Annotated in this window: 16 protein-coding genes; 13 read left to right on the plus strand and 3 right to left on the minus strand. The window is 73.7% G+C overall.

What is annotated here, in order from left to right:
* Positions 1 to 572: 572 nt before the first annotated feature.
* The 12 genes from OHL10_RS17970 (at position 573) to OHL10_RS18025 (ending at position 13,529) form a co-directional block, all read left to right on the plus strand.
* On the plus strand, positions 573 to 1,238 hold the full coding sequence (locus OHL10_RS17970; protein WP_265523624.1) for a tetratricopeptide repeat protein: 666 nt from the start codon (positions 573 to 575) through the stop codon (positions 1,236 to 1,238).
* Positions 1,235 to 2,254, plus strand: coding sequence for an HAD-IIA family hydrolase (locus OHL10_RS17975; protein ID WP_265523625.1), 1,020 nt, complete (start codon positions 1,235 to 1,237; stop codon positions 2,252 to 2,254). Before OHL10_RS17970 ends, OHL10_RS17975 begins: the two co-directional genes overlap by 4 nt.
* A 132-nt stretch (positions 2,255 to 2,386) precedes the next feature.
* A complete protein-coding gene (locus tag OHL10_RS17980) occupies positions 2,387 to 2,614 on the plus strand; it encodes a hypothetical protein (RefSeq protein ID WP_265523626.1) in 228 nt (75 codons plus the stop codon).
* Entirely contained in the window at positions 2,611 to 3,564 is a 954-nt protein-coding gene (locus OHL10_RS17985; protein ID WP_265523627.1) for a TlyA family RNA methyltransferase, read from the plus strand. Before OHL10_RS17980 ends, OHL10_RS17985 begins: the two co-directional genes overlap by 4 nt.
* On the plus strand, positions 3,561 to 4,571 hold the full coding sequence (locus tag OHL10_RS17990) for an NAD kinase (protein WP_265523628.1): 1,011 nt from the start codon (positions 3,561 to 3,563) through the stop codon (positions 4,569 to 4,571). Before OHL10_RS17985 ends, OHL10_RS17990 begins: the two co-directional genes overlap by 4 nt.
* Position 4,572: 1 nt before the next feature.
* Entirely contained in the window at positions 4,573 to 6,327 is a 1,755-nt protein-coding gene (gene recN, locus OHL10_RS17995) for a DNA repair protein RecN (protein ID WP_265523629.1), read from the plus strand.
* Between the two features lie 6 nt (positions 6,328 to 6,333).
* The gene (steA, locus tag OHL10_RS18000) at positions 6,334 to 7,518 is read left to right on the plus strand and encodes a putative cytokinetic ring protein SteA (RefSeq protein WP_265523630.1); all 1,185 of its coding nucleotides are present in this window, start codon (positions 6,334 to 6,336) and stop codon (positions 7,516 to 7,518) included.
* Between the two features lie 79 nt (positions 7,519 to 7,597).
* Positions 7,598 to 8,671, plus strand: a complete 1,074-nt coding sequence (locus OHL10_RS18005; protein WP_265523631.1) for a copper transporter — start codon at positions 7,598 to 7,600, stop codon at positions 8,669 to 8,671.
* Between the two features lie 2 nt (positions 8,672 to 8,673).
* Entirely contained in the window at positions 8,674 to 9,528 is an 855-nt protein-coding gene (locus tag OHL10_RS18010) for a hypothetical protein (protein ID WP_265523632.1), read from the plus strand.
* Positions 9,525 to 11,159, plus strand: a complete 1,635-nt coding sequence (gene murJ, locus OHL10_RS18015) for a murein biosynthesis integral membrane protein MurJ (protein WP_265523633.1) — start codon at positions 9,525 to 9,527, stop codon at positions 11,157 to 11,159. Before OHL10_RS18010 ends, murJ begins: the two co-directional genes overlap by 4 nt.
* A 71-nt stretch (positions 11,160 to 11,230) precedes the next feature.
* Positions 11,231 to 12,904 (plus strand): CTP synthase, encoded by a 1,674-nt coding sequence (gene pyrG / locus OHL10_RS18020; RefSeq protein ID WP_265523634.1) that lies wholly within the window; start codon positions 11,231 to 11,233, stop codon positions 12,902 to 12,904.
* A gap of 1 nt (position 12,905) precedes the next feature.
* A complete protein-coding gene (locus OHL10_RS18025) occupies positions 12,906 to 13,529 on the plus strand; it encodes an NUDIX domain-containing protein (protein WP_265523635.1) in 624 nt (207 codons plus the stop codon).
* Here OHL10_RS18025 and OHL10_RS18030 read toward each other — a convergent pair.
* From OHL10_RS18030 to OHL10_RS18040, 3 genes are all read right to left on the minus strand, one after another.
* Positions 13,526 to 14,527, minus strand: a complete 1,002-nt coding sequence (locus OHL10_RS18030; RefSeq protein ID WP_265523636.1) for a COX15/CtaA family protein — start codon at positions 14,525 to 14,527, stop codon at positions 13,526 to 13,528. The two genes, OHL10_RS18025 and OHL10_RS18030, sit on opposite strands and share 4 nt — an antisense overlap.
* 163 nt (positions 14,528 to 14,690) lie before the next feature.
* Positions 14,691 to 15,494, minus strand: a complete 804-nt coding sequence (locus tag OHL10_RS18035) for an ABC transporter permease (protein WP_265523637.1) — start codon at positions 15,492 to 15,494, stop codon at positions 14,691 to 14,693.
* Entirely contained in the window at positions 15,491 to 16,435 is a 945-nt protein-coding gene (locus tag OHL10_RS18040; RefSeq protein WP_265523638.1) for an ABC transporter ATP-binding protein, read from the minus strand. The genes OHL10_RS18035 and OHL10_RS18040 overlap by 4 nt, the downstream gene beginning before the upstream one ends.
* A 269-nt stretch (positions 16,436 to 16,704) precedes the next feature.
* Between OHL10_RS18040 and OHL10_RS18045 the strand changes: the two genes are divergently transcribed.
* On the plus strand, positions 16,705 to 17,439 hold the full coding sequence (locus tag OHL10_RS18045; protein WP_265523639.1) for a helix-turn-helix transcriptional regulator: 735 nt from the start codon (positions 16,705 to 16,707) through the stop codon (positions 17,437 to 17,439).
* Positions 17,440 to 17,445: the final 6 nt, after the last annotated feature.

The raw sequence follows: 17,445 nt of genomic DNA on the forward strand, positions 1-17,445 counted from the left end.
CCGGAAGCTAAGCCCTTCAGCGCCGATGGTACTGCCCTGGAGACGGGGTGGGAGAGTAGGACGCCGCCGAACACCCATTCACCAAAGGCCCACCCCACCGGGGTGGGCCTTTGGCATACCCCCACACCCCCCCCACGCGTGGGATGATGATGGGCGCACCACACGGATCGAAGGGACAGCTAGTGAACGACAGGCCACATCGGTCCGACGACGCCCGCGGCGATCGCCGCCCGCCACGCGACGACGCCCGCGGCGATCGCCGCCCGCCACGCGACGGCGAACGCCAAGGCGGTTCCCGCGGCGGTGACCGCGCGGGCGGTTCCCGCGGCGGCGCCGGTCGGTCGGGTGTCTCTGGACGGAGCGGAGCGGAGGGGCGTGGGCCCGCTCGCTCGGGTGGCCGGTCCGGTGGCGACGATCGCCCCGCTCGCCCTCGTCGTGACACTCCCGAGCCTCGAGACCCCGGGCCGGAGATCGCGGAGGACGTCCAGTTCTCCGACCTCGACCGGACCGTCCGCGGTCGCCTGCGCACGCTGAGCAAGGAGAACGCGGAGGCGGTCGGTCGCCACCTCGTGATGGCCGGACGGCTCATCGACGACGAGCCGGAGCTCGCCTACGAGCACGCCCAGGCCGCGGTGCGCCGTGCGGGCCGGGTCGACGTCGTGCGTGAGGCCGCGGGTCTTGCCGCCTACCGCACTGGACGGTACGCCGAGGCGTTGCGTGAGCTGCGGACCGTGCGTCGGCTCAACGGTTCGTCCGAGCACCTGGCGGTCATGGCCGACTGCGAGCGGGGACTCGGGCGGCCGGAGCGTGCGCTCGCCCTCGCGTCGTCCGACGAGGCCGGCACCCTCGACCCTGTCGGCCGTGCCGAGCTCGCGATCGTCGTCAGCGGCGCCCGGCTCGACCTCGGTGAGCACGAGGCCGCGCTCGCAGCGCTGGACCAGGTGTCCGCTGCCCCGACCACCGAGCTCGGGCTCCGGGTCCTGCAGGCCCGCGCCGGCGTGCTCGAGGCCTCCGGCCGTGACGCCGAGGCCGTCGAGCTGCTCGCGTCGGTCGACCCTCGAGCACTGGCCGCCGCGATCGGTGCCGACCTGGGGGACGAGGACGTCGTCGTCTACGACCTGCAGGACGAGACGGAGGGCGTCGGCGACGAATCCGACGAGGCGTCCGACGACACCGGGAGCCGTGACGGCCCCGCTGCGCGGGGCTCCGCACCGGCCGCGGGACGGGGTGAGCGATGACCGCCGGACTGCTCGGCTCCGACGTCCCGCTCGCGCAGAAGTACGACCTCGCCCTCGTCGACCTCGACGGGGTCGCGTACCGCGGGCACGAGCCGATCGCGCACGCCGCGCCCAGCCTCGCTGGTGCCCGCAGGGCCGGGATGCGGCTCGTCTTCGTGACGAACAACGCCTCGCGCGAGCCCGGTTCCGTGGCCGAGCAGCTCACGGGGCTCGACATCCCGACGACCGCCGACGAGGTGATGACGGCCGCGCAGGCTGCCGCCGCGCTGCTGCGGACGCGGCTCGAGCCAGGCGCCCGGGTCCTCGTGGTGGGTGGTGCAGGTCTGATCACCGCGGTGCACGACGCGGGGTTCGTCATCGTGGAGTCCGCCGACGACGAGCCGGTCGCGGTCGCCCAGGGCTTCGCGCCCGAGCTCGGCTGGGCACAGCTCGCCGAGGCCGCGTACGCGGTCGGTCGGGGTGCCTGGCACGTCGCGAGCAACCTCGACCTCTCGTTGCCGACCGCTCGGGGATTCGCCCCGGGCAACGGATCGCTCGTCGGAGCGGTCCAGGCCGCGACCGGGGTCCGACCGGACAGCGCGGGCAAGCCCTCCCCGACGATGTACCGGTTGGCCGTCGAGCGGGCGGGCGCCGCGGCACCGCTCGTGATCGGTGACCGCCTCGACACCGATCTCGCCGGAGCGCGGGCCGGTGACTACCCGGGTCTGCACGTGCTCACCGGTGTCAGCACGGCGCGCGACACGATCCTCGCCGCACCCGGTCTGCGCCCGCACTTCGTGGGTGAAGACCTGCGCTCCCTGCTCGAGACGCACCCGCTCCCTGCGCGCACCGACGGCTGGTGGACCTGCGGGTCGGCGGCCGCGCGCGTGGTGGACGGTCGGCTCGAGCTCGACGAACGGGCGCCAGCGGACCTCGACACCGTGCGTGCGGCGGCCGCGGCAGCCTGGGCCGCGACCGACCAAGGGGTGCAGCTCGACGCCGCCAGCGTGCCGGACCTCCCGGTCGGCCACCACTAGGTCTCCACAAGTGCCTGTCGGAGGCGCCTGGCACCCTCTCACGGCGGGTAGCGTGGACGCGGGATCCACGGAGGGTCCCGGGCGGATGTCCGGCGCGCCGGGCTCCCGGCGGGAAGCGACGAGGGGTGACGGATGCGGCAGCAGGGCGACCACGAGACTCCCGTGCCCGGGCCGCCCAGGAGCGTGCCGACCACCGGGCCGGGTGAGCCAGGCCAGGATGGCGCGGTCGCCGAGGCCCTCGCCCGCCTGGAAGGCCTCGACGACGCGCCCCTGCGCGACCACGTCGCGGCGTTCGAGGTCATCCACGAGTCGCTCCAGCGGCAGCTGACCGAACCCGCGGACGAGCGGGGCGGCGTGTGAACCTGCGCGTCGACGCCGAGCTCGTGCGCCGCGGGCTCGCCCGGTCCCGTGGGCACGCCGCAGCACTGATCGGTGAGGGCCGGGTCCGGGTCGGGGAGACCGTCGTCACGAAGCCCGCAGCACCTGTGACGGCGGCGCACGTGCTCGTGGTGGAGCCGGACCCGGCCGACCCGGGGTACGCGTCGCGCGCGGCCTACAAGCTCGCGGGTGCGTTCGACGCCCTCGCAAGCGAGGAGGGTCGCGCCCTGGGTGGCGTCCACGTGTCCGGCGCCTACTGCGTGGACCTCGGTGCCTCGACGGGCGGCTTCACCGACGTCCTGCTGCGCCGCGGCGCACGGCACGTCGTGGCGGTCGACGTGGGGCACGGCCAGCTCGTCGAGGCGCTGCGGACGGACCCGCGCGTGACCGTCCACGAGGGCCTCAACGTTCGCGACCTGTCGACCGCCCAGGTGAAGGAGACCCCCGGGCTCGTGGTGGCCGACCTGTCCTTCATCTCCTTGACGACCGTGCTGCCGGCCGTCGCGGGCGTCGTCGGGCCGTCGACCGACCTGCTGCTGATGGTCAAGCCGCAGTTCGAGGTCGGCAGGGAGCGCCTCGGCAGCGGGGGAGTCGTCCGTGACCCCGCGCTGCACGCGCTCGCCGTCGAGACGGTGGCGTCGAGGGCGGCCGGTCTGGGCCTGCGTCCTCTGGGCATCGTCCCGAGCCCGTTGCCCGGGCCGAGCGGGAACCGGGAGTTCTTCTGGTGGCTGCGGGCAGCGCCGCACCTCGGGCGCGTGCAGGTCGACGTCCGAGACCTCGCGAGGGTCGCGACCGACGCCGTGTCGTGGAAGCCTGCTGCGGCCTCGTCGTCCGGCCCCGCCGGCCCCGGGGTGCCGCCGCTCTTCACGCTCGGTACGACCTCGCCGCCGTCCCGCTCGACGATCTCGTCCCCGACCGGAGGAACCTCGTGACCCGAAGAGTGCTCATCGTGACCCACGGCGGCCGCCCGGAGGCGGTCGTGGCCCTGAGCGAGGCCGTCAAGGAGCTCGAGAGCGCGGGCTTCGAGGTCGGGCTGCACGACGACGAGCTTGCCGAGACGTTCGGCGACCACATGGCCCGGAACCGGGTCCGTGAAGGTGTGACCGAGTCCGAGGTCGTGATGGTGCTCGGCGGCGACGGCACGATCCTGCGCGCGGCCGAGCTCACGCACGGCACGGGCGTCCCGTTGCTCGGGGTGAACCTCGGGCACGTCGGGTTCCTCGCGGAGAGCGAGCGCGAGGACCTGCACGCGGCCGTGCAGCGGCTGGCGGCGAACGACTACGTCGTCGAGGAGCGGCAGGTCGTCGACGTCCGCGTCCACCTCCCGGGCGTCGTGGAGCCCGTGGTGGGCTGGGCGCTCAACGAGGCGACGGTCGAGAAGGCGCAGCGCGAGCGGATGATCGAGGTGGCCATCGGGGTCGACGGTCGCCCGTTGTCCTCGTTCGGCTGCGACGGGGTCGTCGTGTCGACCGCGACCGGGTCGACCGCGCACGCGTTCTCGGCCGGTGGCCCCGTGATGTGGCCCGACGTGGACGCCGTGCTGCTCGTCCCTCTGGCCGCGCACGCGCTGTTCGCCCGGCCGCTGGTGGTCGGCCCGTCGTCGACGTGCTTCATCGACGTGCTGGATCGGTCCGCCTCTCCAGGGGTGCTGACCTGCGACGGGCGGCGGCGCATCGACCTGCCGGTCGGCGCACGCGTCGAGATCCGGCGCGGGGCGGTGCCCATCCGGCTGGCGCGCCTGAGCCCGGCCCCGTTCACCGACCGGCTCGTCTCGAAGTTCTCGCTCCCCGTCGTCGGGTGGCGGGAGCGCGCCGCGGCACGCACCGCGAGCGACCTCGCCCGGGAGGACCGTTCCGGTGAGGCTGACGGGTCGGTCGAAGCCTCGGCCGCGGTGACCGACGACCCCGCCGCCGACCCGACCGCCACCAGGGAGGTGTGACGTGCTCGAGGAGATCGCGATCGAGAACCTCGGGGTGATCCGGTCCGCACGGGTCCCCCTGGGGCCAGGGCTCACCGTCATCACGGGGGAGACCGGCGCGGGCAAGACCATGGTGCTCACGGGTCTTGGCCTGCTCATGGGGGGCAAGGCCGACCCGGCGACCGTCCGCCCGGGCGCGCCGTCCGCGGCGGTCGAAGGTCGCGTCCACGTGGCAGCACGACCCGAGGTGCTGCGGCGGGTGGACGAGGCCGGCGGGACGGTGGACGACGACGGCACGGTCGTCATCCTGCGGACGGTCGCGGCCGAAGGCCGGTCGCGGGCGCACCTCGGGGGGCGCAGCGTGCCGCAGGGTGTGCTGGCGGACATCGCCGACGAGCTGGTGACCGTGCACGGCCAGTCCGACCAGCTGAGGCTGCGCACCGCGAGCCACCAGCGGAGCGCGCTGGACGCGTTCGCCGGCGCCGACCACTCGCGCCTCCTCGAGTCGTACCGGACCGGGTGGACGGAGCGCTCGGCGGTGCTGGCGGAGGTCGAAGACCTCACGGCCCGTGCGAAGGAGCGTGCGCGGGAGGCGGAGCTGCTCAAGCTCGGTCTCGCCGAGATAGAACGGATCGACCCGTCGCCGGGGGAGGACGCCGAGCTCACCGCTCTCGTGGCCCGGCTCGGCCACGCCGAGGAGCTGCGCCAGGCGGCGCAGCAGGCCCACGAGGCGATCGTCGGCGACGAGACGGGCGAGCCGCAGGAGAACGCCGTCGTCGCCGTCGACCGGGCACGACGCGCGCTGGAGGCTGCGAGCCACACGGACCCCTCCCTGGGACGGTTCGTCGAACGGCTCGCTGAGGTGGGGTACGTGCTCGCGGACGTCGCGACCGATGTGTCGTCCTACGCCGAGGACCTCCAGGCGGACCCGACGGGTCTGGAGACCGCGCACACGCGCCTCGCCGACCTGGGGACGCTCACGCGCAGCTACGGGGAGACGATCGACGACGTGCTCGCCTGGGCGAGCGACGCCGGACTGCGCCTGATCGACCTGGACGACGGCGGCGAGCGGTTACGGGCACTGACCGAGCGGCGCGACGAGCTCACCGCGCGCCTCGCGGAGCTCGCGGAGCAGATCAGCGCGTCACGCCGGGCAGCTGCCGCGGCGCTCGCCGAGGCGGTGACCGCTGAGCTCAACGGGCTCGCGATGGCGGGTGCGAGCCTGGTCGTGGACGTCGACCCCGCAGAGGAGCCCGGCCCGTTCGGCGCCGACGCGGTGACCTTCTCCCTCGTGCCGCACCCGGGGTCGCCCCCCCGCGCGCTCGGCAAGGGTGCCTCGGGCGGCGAGCTCTCACGCGTGATGCTCGCGATCGAGGTGGCGCTCGCAACGGCTGGTGCGGCGCAGGACGGCTCGGCCTCCCTGCCGACCTTCGTGTTCGACGAGGTCGACGCCGGGGTGGGCGGCCGGGCCGCCGTCGAGGTCGGGCGCCGCCTGGCGTCCCTGGCGCGCAGCGCGCAGGTCGTCGTGGTGACCCACCTCGCCCAGGTGGCTGCCTTCGCGGACTCCCAGCTCGTCGTGACGAAGACCGCGGACCCAGCGGGCGAAGGGCCGGGCGGTCCCGGATCCGGCGACGGTGTGACCGTCACGGGCGTGCGCGAGGTCACGAGCGAGGAGCGGGTCCGCGAGCTCGCGCGGATGCTGTCGGGCCAGGAGGAGTCCGACGCCGCGCGCCAGCACGCGGTGGAGCTGCTCCGGTCATCGGTCGTGGGACGATAGTGCACGATGAGACTCACCCTGCGCAGATCTGCTGCTCCGACGACGGACCCGGGCTCCACCGGTCCGGCACGTGTCGACACCCGCACCAAGGCCCTGACGAAGCGTCTGCGACCTGGTGACATCGCGGTCATCGACCATCTCGACATCGACCGGGTCGCCGCCGACGCCCTCGTGTCCGCCAAGCCGCTCGCCGTGCTCAACGCGTCGCGGTCCATCTCCGGCAGGTACCCGAACCTCGGTCCGGACATCCTCGTCGAGGCCGGCATCATCCTCATCGACGACCTCGGTGACGCGATCATGCAGGTCCCCGACGGGCGTCCGCTGCGCCTGGACGGTGACCGAGTGCTCGACGGCGACACGCTGGTCGCGCAGGGCGAGCTCCAGACCACGGAGTCGGTGGCGGCGTACCTGGAGAAGGCCCGGGAAGGCCTGTCGCTCGAGATCGAGTCGTTCGCCGCGAACACGATGGACTACCTACGACGCGAGCGCGCGCTGCTGCTCGACGGTGTCGGTGTGCCCGACATCCGCACGTCGATCGACGGCCGTCAGGTGCTCATCGTCGTGCGCGGGTACCACTACCGGGAAGACCTCGCGACACTGCGGCCCTACATCAAGGAGTACCGCCCGGTGCTCATCGGTGTCGACGGCGGCGCCGACGCGATCCTCGACGCCGGCTGGAAGCCCGACATGATCGTCGGTGACATGGACTCGGTCTCCGACCGCGCCCTGAGCTGCGGCGCGGAGATCGTGGTCCACGCGTACCGCGACGGCAAGGCACCGGGGCTCGAGCGGGTGCGCGAGCTCGGCGTCGACCCCGTCGTCTTCCCCGCGACCGGCACGAGCGAGGACATCGCGATGCTGCTCGCCGACGACAAGGGCGCCGAGGTCATCGTCGCCGTGGGCACCCACGCCACGCTCGTCGAGTTCCTCGACAAGGGCCGCGCCGGGATGGCCAGCACGTTCCTCACCCGTCTGCGGGTCGGCGGCAAGCTCGTCGACGCCAAGGGCGTGTCCCGGCTGTACCGGCACCGCATCTCCAACGTCCAGCTCACGCTGCTCTCCGTCGCCGGGATCTTCGCCGTCGTCATGGCACTGATGTCGACGTCGGCCGGGCAGACGTTCTTCGGGATCATCGGAGCCCGCATCGACGACTTCACGTCGTGGATTGGCTCGCTCGTCGGCGCTGCCTGAGCCGGCACGCCCGGGACCGCCGTCGCTCCCGCACCTCACCGCACGTCATTCCGCACGGACAGAAGGACCACACCGCACCGTGATCGACTTCAGGTACCACATCGTCTCGCTGATCTCCGTCTTCCTCGCGCTCGCGGTCGGCATCATCCTCGGCGCCGGCCCTCTCCAGGGCGCGATCGGCGACCAGCTCACCGGCCAGGTGGAGCAGCTGCGCGTGGAGCGCAACGAGCTCCGCGACCAGCTGGACGCAGCCACCGTGACGGTGGGCAACGACACGGAGTTCATCGAGGCGACGGGTCCGCAGCTCCTCGCCGACTCCCTGACGGACCGGCGGGTGGCCGTGGTCGACCTCGGCGCCGTCGACGCCGAGCGCTACGACGTCATCGCCGGCAAGCTCGAGGCGGCCGGCGCGTCGGTCGCCGGCCACGTCCAGATCACCGACCAGTGGACCGCGGAGTCGGAGGAGTCTGCCCGCCGCACGGTGGCCGAGGGGCTCGGCGAGTACCTCGACCCGGTGGAGGACGCCGCCCCGGAGCAACGCCTGGCGACGGCGCTCGCGGTCGCGCTCACGGAGGCTTCGTCGACCGACGCCGACGCTCGCAGCGAGACCGCGATCGAGCTCGAGTCCCTCCTCGTGAGGTTCGACCTGCTCACCGTCACCAACGAGCAGAGCGAGCCCGCCGACGTCATCCTGCTCCTCTCCGGTGCGGCACCCGTGCCGACCACCCCGCAGGAGCTCGACGAGGCCGAGGAGGGCGCCGAGCAGGTCGAGCCCGACACGTACGTGGTCGACATCGAGGTCGAGCTCGCCGTCGCCGCGCAGCAGGTCTCCCAGGCCGCGCTCGTCGTCGGTCCCACGGCCGTCTCAGGGGACCTCGTGTCCACGATCCGTGGCCGGGACGAGGTGGCGCGTACGGTGAGCACCGTGAGCGGTGTCGAGGCCGAGCCGGGGCGCATCGCGGTGCCGCTCGCGCTCGCCGCCCGGCTCGACGGTCAGGTCGGCCAGTTCGGGTTCGAGGAGAACGCGACCGCGGTCCTCCCGCCGAGCGTCGAGCTCGAGCCTGTCGACCGCACGCCCGCCGAGAGCGAAACCCCGACGGGCTCCTCGAGCAGCGCGGACCAGCAGAGCACCGACACCGAGGACGAGGGCTGACGATGGGCGCACGTCGTCGCCTCCTGGTCGTCGCCGTCTCCGCCGCCGCGACGGCCGCCGTCCGATCGCTCGCCGGTGCGGCGCTGCCCGCCGGGTCGCCGCGCTGGACACGGACCAACCACCGCGGGGAACCCATCACTCTGCTCGAGGGCCCGGCCGTCGCGGTAGGCCTCGTCGCCGGTGCCGCCGCCGCGGCTCCGGACGCCCGCACCCGTGCCGCTCTCCTCACGGCGACGACCGGAGGTGCGGCGTTCGGCCTCGTCGACGACCTGGCGGAGGACGCGTCCACCCGGACCAAAGGGCTGCGCGGGCACCTGGGCGCGCTCGCGCACGGTGAGCTGACCACGGGCGGGCTGAAGGTCCTGGGCATCGGCACGACGTCGTTGCTCGCCGCAGCTGTCGGCACGCCTCGGCGGGGCGGGCTGTTCGGCCACCTGTCGGACGTCGCGCTCAACGGGACGCTCATCGCGACCGGCGCGAACCTCGTCAACCTCCTCGACCTGCGCCCCGGCCGTGCGCTCAAGGCGAGCGCCCTGATGACGCTGCCTCTGGCCGCCGGTCGGACCGGTCCCGTGTCGGGTGCGGTCCTCGGCGCGGGCCTCGCGGCCGCGCCGGGTGACCTCGGCGAGCGGGACATGCTCGGCGACGGGGGAGCCAACGCCCTCGGCGCGCTGCTCGGGACGCAGGTCGCGCTCGGCGCGCCGCGGTCGGTGCGGTGGCTGGCGCTCGCCGGGGTCGTCGGGCTGACGCTCGCGAGCGAGAAGGTCAGCTTCTCCGCCGTCATCGAGCGCACCGACGTGCTGCGCCGGCTCGACGGGTGGGGGCGCCGCCCGGTCGTCGAGGACACGCGCGCTTGAACGCCGGGCGCCTGCGCGGCGCGACGCAGACGCTCGCGGGCGCGGCGGTGATGATCACCGTCGTGACGATCGCTAGTCGGCTGGTCGGGTTCCTGCGGTCGATGGCCCAGGTGAAGTACGTCGGGACCGAGGGGGTCGGCGCCGCCTACGCGGCGGCGAACGTGCTGCCGAACGTGCTGTTCGAGGTGGCTGCCGGTGGAGCGCTCGCGGGCGCCGTCGTGCCGCTCCTGGCGGGGCCGCTCGCTCGCCGTGCCGGGGTGGAGACCTCCCGGATCGCCTCGGCGCTGCTCGGCTGGACCCTGGTCGCGCTCGTGCCGCTCGCGCTGCTCGTCGTCGTCGTCGCGCACCCCGTCGCGTCGTTCCTCTCCGACGACCCCGAGATCGTGCGGCTCGTCGCGGCGTTCCTGCGGGTCTTCGCGCTGCAGGTCCCGCTCTACGGGCTCGCGGTCGTGCTCGGCGGGATCCTGCAGGCGCACAAGCGCTTCTTCTGGCAGGCGGCGGCACCGCTGTTCTCGAGCCTCGTCGTGATCGCCGTCTTCATCGGCTTCGGCGTCCTGGCCCAGGGCGACCCGCGCAGACCGGAGTCGGTCTCGGCCGCGTCCTTGGAGTGGCTGGCGTGGGGGACGACGGCGGGTGTCGCCATGCTGGCGCTGCCGCTCGTCGTCCCCGTGTGGCGGACGGGGGTGCGGCTGCGCCCGACGCTCCGCTTCCCCGGCGGGGAGGGCCGCAGGGCGGCGCACCTCGCCTTCGCGGGCATCGGCGCGCTCGTTGCCCAGCAGGCCTCCGTGCTCGCTGTCATGAAGTCGGCCTTCGACGCCGGGCCGGCGAGCACGTTCGCGGTCTACCTCCAGGCCCAGCAGGTCTACCTCCTGCCGTACGCCGTGCTCGCGTTCCCGTTGGCGACGAGCAGCTTTCCACGCCTCGCGGAGCACGTGGCGCACGCGCGGCACGCGGCCTACCGCCGGCTGCTGTCGACCACGACCAGAGCTCTGCTCACCGTCACCGGCGCCGGGACGGCCGCGCTGGTCGCCGCCAGCGTCCCGGTCGAGTCGGCGTACGCCGACTTCGCGACGGGCTCGGTGCTCGGCATGGCCCTCGCACTGGCGTGGATGGCACCCGGGCTGATCGGCTTCGCGCTGATCCTGCACCTCACCCGCGCCCTGTACGTCATCGACCGGCAGCGGGCGGCCGTCGTCGCCACCGCGTCCGGGTGGGCGGTCGTCGCCGGCGCGGCGCTCGTGCTCCCCACGGCGCTCGGGGCCACCGAGCAGCCGGCGGTCTTGCGCCTGCTCGGTCTGGCGACGACGCTCGGGATGGCCGTGGCGGCGACGGGCCTGCTCGTCGCGGTGCGCCGGGCGGCCGGTGGTGACGCGGTCGCCGGTGTCCCGCGCACGCTGAGCGTGGTGACGGCCGGGACCGCGCTCGGAGCCTGGGCCGGCGCGTCGATCGCCGGGGTGCTCCTGCCCGACGGCGCGTCGCTCCTCGTCGCCCTCGGCGTGGGGATCGTCGCGGCGCTCGTCGCGACCGTCGTGGTTCTCGCGTCGTCGTTCGTGGCCGACCGCGCGGCGCTCGGCGCCATCCTGCGACGGGGCCGTGGGACGCCGTCGGACGTCGAGGCCCAGAGCGACTGAGACGCTCGACACGCCGCGCCGCGAGCCACCCCGAGGGGCCGTCCCGCGAACCGCTGATAGGATCGAGTTCCGTGGCAGACCACTCGAACAGACCTCATTCCCTCAGCGGTGGACGCTCGGACCACACCACACGTCACATCTTCGTGACCGGTGGCGTGGCCTCCTCCCTCGGCAAGGGGCTGACCGCCTCCAGCCTGGGCCGCCTCCTGCGATCGCGCGGACTGCGCGTGACGATGCAGAAGCTCGACCCCTACCTCAACGTCGACCCGGGAACGATGAACCCGTTCCAGCACGGCGAGGTCTTCGTCACCGAGGACGGCGCAGAGACCGACCTGGACATCGGGCACTACGAGCGCTTCCTCGACGTCGACCTCACCTCGTCGTCGAACGTCACGACCGGCCAGGTCTACTCCCAGGTCATCGCCAAGGAGCGCCGGGGGGAGTACCTCGGCGACACGGTCCAGGTGATCCCGCACATCACGGACGAGATCCGCGCACGGATGCGGGCACAGGCCGGGGACGACGTCGACGTCATCATCACCGAGATCGGCGGGACCGTCGGCGACATCGAGTCCCAGCCGTTCCTGGAGTCTGCGCGCCAGGTCCGCCACGAGCTCGGCCGGGACGACGTCTTCTTCCTGCACGTCTCCCTCGTTCCGTACATCGGCCCCTCGGGCGAGCTGAAGACGAAGCCGACGCAGCACTCGGTCGCGGCGCTGCGCAGCATCGGCATCCAGCCGGACGCCATCGTGCTGCGCGCCGACCGCGAGGTCCCCGAGCCCGTCAAGCGCAAGATCGCGCTCATGTGCGACGTCGACAACGAGGCCGTGGTCAACGCGATCGACGCGCCGAGCATCTACGACATCCCGCGCGTCCTGCACTCCGAGGGTCTCGACGCGTACGTCGTGCGTCGCCTCAACCTGCCCTTCCGCGACGTCGACTGGGACGGGTGGTCACAGCTCCTGGAGCGTGTGCACACCCCTGCCCACCAGGTCGAGGTCGCGCTCGTCGGCAAGTACATCGACCTCCCGGACGCCTACCTCTCCGTCACCGAGGCGCTGCGGGCAGGCGGCTTCGCGAACGACGCGAAGGTCGTGATCCGCTGGGTCACGTCCGACGACTGCCAGACGCCCGAGGGCGCGCAGACCGCGCTCGGCGGTGTGGACGCCGTGCTCGTCCCCGGCGGCTTCGGGGTCCGGGGCATCGAGGGCAAGCTCGGTGCCCTGCGGTGGGCGCGCGAGCACAAGGTCCCGACGCTCGGCATCTGCCTCGGCCTGCAGTCGATGGTCATCGAGTACGCCCGCAACGTGCTCGGGATCGCGGACGCGTCCTCGACCGAGTTCGACCCGGACACCACGAACCCGGTGATCGCCACCATGGAGGAGCAGCTGGCGATCGTCGGGGGCGACGGCGACCTCGGTGGCACGATGCGCCTCGGGTCGTACGCCGCCGCGCTCGTCCCGGGATCGGTCGTCGCCACGACCTACGGCTCCGAGCACGTCTCGGAGCGGCACCGGCACCGGTACGAGGTGAACAACACCTTCCGTGCCCAGCTCGAGGAGGCCGGTCTGGTCGTGTCCGGTGCGTCGCCGGACTCGTCGCTCGTCGAGTTCGTCGAGCTCCCCGCGGACGTGCACCCGTACTACGTGAGCACGCAGGCCCACCCGGAGTTCAAGTCGCGCCCGACCCGCGCGCACCCGCTGTTCGCCGGCCTGGTCGCCGCTGCGCTCGCCGCGCGGTCCTGACGTGGACCTCCGCGACGAGGCCGTCGACCGTCCGGTCAGCGCGTCCACGACGGTCCACGACGGTCGGATCTTCGCGCTGCGCTCGGAGACGGTCGACCTCGGCGCCGGGGGGCAGGTGACCCGCGAGTTCCTGGACCACCCCGGCGCCGTGGCGATCGTGGCGCTCGACGACGAGGAGCGGGTGCTGCTCCTGCGGCAGTACCGCCATCCCGTCCGGCGCGAGCTGTGGGAGCCCCCGGCCGGCCTGCTCGACGTCGACGGTGAGGACGCGCAGGCGGCAGCGGCTCGCGAGCTGGCCGAGGAGGCGGACCTGCGCGCTGCGCGTTGGGACGTCCTGGTGGACTACCTGACGACTCCCGGCGGCAGCAACGAGGCCATCCGGGTCTTCCTCGCCCGTGACCTGTCCCTCGTGCCCGAGGGCGAGCGGCACGTGCGCGAGGCGGAGGAGATCGGCATGGAGGCGCGCTGGGTGCCGCTCGACGAGGCGGTCACGGCCGTCCTGGGCGGCGACGTGCACAACCCGTCCGCCGTCGTCGGCATCCTCGCCGCGGCCGCCGCGAGGTCCGCCGGGTGGGCGACCCTCCGGCCGGTGCGCACGCCCTGGCCGGAGCGCCGCGGCGGCTAGGGGACGGGTGACGGGCGTACCGGTGTCCGGACCACCAGGTGGCGCTCGCGCAGGGTGAGCAGCGTCCAGGTGGTCGACACCACGAGCAGAGCGGCCCCGAGCATGTGGAGCCCCACCAGGAGCTCGGGCAGGCCGGTGAAGTACTGCACGTAGCCGATGGCGCCCTGCAGGAGGGTCACGGCGACGAGCACGAGCACGGCGCGGCGTGCCCGGCTCGTCGTCGCGGCGGGCGCGCCTGCTCGCCAGACCAGGACCACGAGGACCGCGAGGGCCACGAGGAACGCCCAGACCGACAGTGCGTGGTAGCGGGTAACGAGCACCGGGTCCAGCGCGAAACGGTAGGGGACGTCGTCGTCGCCGCCGTGCGGCCCCGACCCGGTGACCAGTACGCCGAGCACGAGGACCGGCACGAGCAGCGCCCCGAGCACCCGGCCGGTCCGGGTGGCGGTCGTGCCGACGACCTGCCGCGGAGCGCCGTCCCCCTCGCGATACCGGTACAGCAGGTAGGTCGAGACCCACACCAGGGCCGCCGAGACGAGGAAGTGGACCGCGACCACGGCCGGGTGGAGCTCGAGCAGGACCGTGATGCCGCCGATGACGGCCTGGACCGCGACCCCGGCGAGCGGGACGAGCCCCAGCCGACGGAACGCGTCCGTCCTGGAACGGTCCGTCCACAGCATCACCGCGACGGCCAGCGCGATCACGGCGAGCACTCCGGTCAGCGTCCGGTTGCCGAACTCGATGTACGGGTGCAGCGAGGTGGCCTCGTGGAACACCGGTGTGAACTGCCCGGGCTCGCACTGCGGCCACGTCGAGCACCCGAGACCGGAGCCGGTGAGGCGCACCGCACCGCCCGTGACGATGATCCCGACCTGTGCGACGACGTTCGCGACGAGGAACCCGCGGGTCGTCGGACGCCAACGGGCGAGACGGTCGTGGGGGGCGGCGGTGTCAGGGTCGGTGCGGTCGTCCGCCGTCGCGGCTGGCTCGGTGCTCACACCCCTACGCTATCGGGGCTCCTGGCGCCGGACGGCCGTCGTGCCCGCCACCCGCTGTGACATCCGCCATCGCGTGGTGACATCCGCCATCGCGTGGTGACGTCCGCCGTCGCGCTCGGGAAGGACCCGGCCGGTCTTGCGGGTGCGACCGGGAGTTGACGGGTCAGTGCCAGCGGAAGAGCTTGCCGGCACCCCACCCCAGGGCCGCGGTCCACCCGAGGAGCACGACGACGGAGAACGCGGGCACGGCGCCGTCGACCAGGGCGCCCCGCATGGCCTCGCCCAGCGCTCCGGACGGGAGCAGCACGGCGACGTGCGCGAGCGCGCCCGGGAGCTGCTCGGCGGGAACCAGGACACCACCCGCGACCGTCAGCAGGACGAGGACGAGGTTCGCGACGGCGAGCACACCCTCGGCGCGCAGGGTCCCGGCGAGCAGGAGCGCGAGCGACGTGAACGCGGCCGTGCCGAGGAGGACGGCGAGCAGGGCGGGCGCGAGCCCGGCGGGGTGCGGCTGCCAGCCGAGCGCCAGGGCGACGCCGCCGATGACGACGACCTGCACGAGCTCGACGACCAGCACACCGAGGACCTTGCCCGCGAGCAGCCCGCCCCGGCCGAGCGGGGTGGTCGACAGCAGCCGCAGGACCCCGTTGCGCCGGTCGAACGCCGTCGCGATCGACTGCGACGTGAACGCCGTCGACATCACCGCCAGAGCGAGGACGCCGGGTGTGACGAAGTCCACCCGGTCCGCACCGCCGGTGTCCAGGTCGATGAGGGAGGTCCGCACGAGCCCGACGAGCAGCAGCACGGGCAGGATCACCGTGATGAGGAGCTGCTCGCCGTTGCGCAGGATCATCCGGGTCTCGAAGACCGTCTGGGCCGCGACCCGGCGCCACGGCGCCGCGGGGGCTCCCGGCCGCGTCGTCGCCGCGTGCGGGCTCGGTGTCGAAGAAGCCTCGGGCGCGCTCATCGCAGGTGCCGTCCTGTCAGGTCGAGGAAGACGTCCTCGAGTGTCCGTCGTCCGACCGTGATCCGTGCGGCCAGCACGTCACGGTCCGCCAGCCACCGGGTGAGCACGGCGAGCGTGCCCGGGTCGGCCGGGCCCGTGACGGTGTACGCCCCGGGCCGGAGCTCCTGGCAGGTCCAGCCGTGCGCCGCCGCGGGGTCGAGCAGCGGGGACAGCCCGGTGAGGTCGAGACCCGGGGTTGCGTCGAAGCGCACGGTCCGGGTGCCGTCCGAGCCCTCGGCGGCGAGGAGCGAGCTCGTCGTCCCCGACGCGATGACAGACCCGTGGTCGACGACGTGGACGACGTCCGCGAGGTCCTCCGCCTCGTCCATGAGGTGCGTCGTCAGCACGATCCCGACGCCGTCGGCGCGCAGCTCGCGGACCAGCTCCCACACGGCGTGCCGGCTCTGCGGGTCCATCCCGGCGCTGGGCTCGTCGAGGAAGACGACCTCGGGCCGCCCGACGATCGCCGCCGCGAGGGCGAGGCGCTGGCGCTGGCCGCCGGAGAGCCTGCGCACGGTCGTGCGGGCGAACCCGGCGAGCCCCAGCCGCTCGGTGAGCTCGTCGACGTCGCGGGGGCGGGCGTACATCGACGCGACGTGGCGCAGCATCTCGAGCGCGCGCACCCCGGTCGGCAGACCGCCGTCCTGCAGCATGACCCCGACCCGGGGACGGAGCTCGCGCGCGTCGCCGATCGGGTCCAGCCCGAGGACGCGTGCGGTGCCGGCGTCCGGGGCGCGCAGGCCCTCGCAGCACTCGACGGTCGTGGTCTTGCCGGCGCCGTTGGGGCCGAGGATCGCGGTGACCTCACCGCGTGCGGCGGTGAGGCTCACGCCGTCGACGACCGGTCGGCCGTCGTAGCGCTTGACGAGGTCGCGCAGGACGACGGCGGGGGAGTCTGGCACGGTGGAGAGTCTAGGACGTGCGACCCGGCGGCCGTTCCGCCACCTTCCGCCACGTCCCGCCGCGGGTCGGTGAGGTGCACCTTGGTTGCATCGGAGCATTTAGCCAACGACAATGTTTCCTATATCGATCGTCCATCGATCGTCGTCGTGCGGCACGAGCCGCGCCCGCCGATCGGCCCCGCCCCTGAGCGGTGTCGCGCCTCGCCCTCGGCCCGCGCGCCAGCCGACCTGCGGGGCACCGTCGTCCGACCGGAGCTGGAGGTGAACGTATGGCCGGAGTGATCCGCGACCGTCCGGGCGCCCTCGCGCACCCCTCGCACCACGGCGAGCTCGACGGCACCACGCGCGAGCGGGTGCTCGAGCTCATCATCTCCGAGGGCCCGGTCAGCGCCGCGACCCTCGCGACGTCGCTGGGCCTGACGCCTGCGGCCGTGCGCCGCCACCTGTCGTCCCTCGAGGACGAGGACCTGATCGTCGTCCACGAGGCCGGGCAGCCCACCGGCCTGCGCGGGCGTCCGGCGCGGCGCTACGTCGCCACCACCCGTGGTCAGGCCGAGATGTCCGGCGCCTACTCCGACCTCGCGACCCAGGCTCTGCGGTTCCTGCGCGCGACCGCGGGCGACGCGGCCGTGGAGCAGTTCGCCCACGACCGCCTCGACGACCTCGCGCGCCGGTACGCACCGCGCATCACCGCGCCGGACGTCACCGGTCGGGCGCACCAGCTCGCCGACGCGCTCTCCGCGGACGGCTACGCCGCCAGCGTGCGGCCGGTCGCCGGGACGTCGACCGTCCAGCTCTGCCAGGGCCACTGCCCCGTCCAGCACGTGGCGGAGGAGTTCCCGCAGCTCTGCGAGGCGGAGGCCCAGGTCTTCTCCCGCCTCCTCGGCTCGCACGTCCAGCGGCTCGCGACCCTCGCGGGTGGCGGCCACGCGTGCACCACCAGCGTCCCGACCCCCGACGCCCGGGCACGGCCCGGACCTCCGGGCGAACCGACCACCGCATGACCTCAC

Source organism: Oerskovia flava (assembly GCF_026163685.1).
GTDB lineage: Bacteria > Actinomycetota > Actinomycetes > Actinomycetales > Cellulomonadaceae > Oerskovia_A > Oerskovia_A flava.

What these genes read in the sequence shown, in the direction of transcription:
- OHL10_RS17970 (WP_265523624.1), top strand. Translation starts at nt 573, where the DNA reads ATGGCCGGACGGCTCATCGACGACGAGCCGGAGCTCGCCTACGAGCAC.
- OHL10_RS17975 (WP_265523625.1), top strand. Translation starts at nt 1,235, where the DNA reads ATGACCGCCGGACTGCTCGGCTCCGACGTCCCGCTCGCGCAGAAGTAC.
- OHL10_RS17980 (WP_265523626.1), top strand. Translation starts at nt 2,387, where the DNA reads ATGCGGCAGCAGGGCGACCACGAGACTCCCGTGCCCGGGCCGCCCAGG.
- steA (WP_265523630.1), top strand. Translation starts at nt 6,334, where the DNA reads ATGAGACTCACCCTGCGCAGATCTGCTGCTCCGACGACGGACCCGGGC.
- OHL10_RS18010 (WP_265523632.1), top strand. Translation starts at nt 8,674, where the DNA reads ATGGGCGCACGTCGTCGCCTCCTGGTCGTCGCCGTCTCCGCCGCCGCG.
- OHL10_RS18035 (WP_265523637.1), bottom strand. Translation starts at nt 15,494, where the DNA reads ATGAGCGCGCCCGAGGCTTCTTCGACACCGAGCCCGCACGCGGCGACG.
- OHL10_RS18045 (WP_265523639.1), top strand. Translation starts at nt 16,705, where the DNA reads ATGGCCGGAGTGATCCGCGACCGTCCGGGCGCCCTCGCGCACCCCTCG.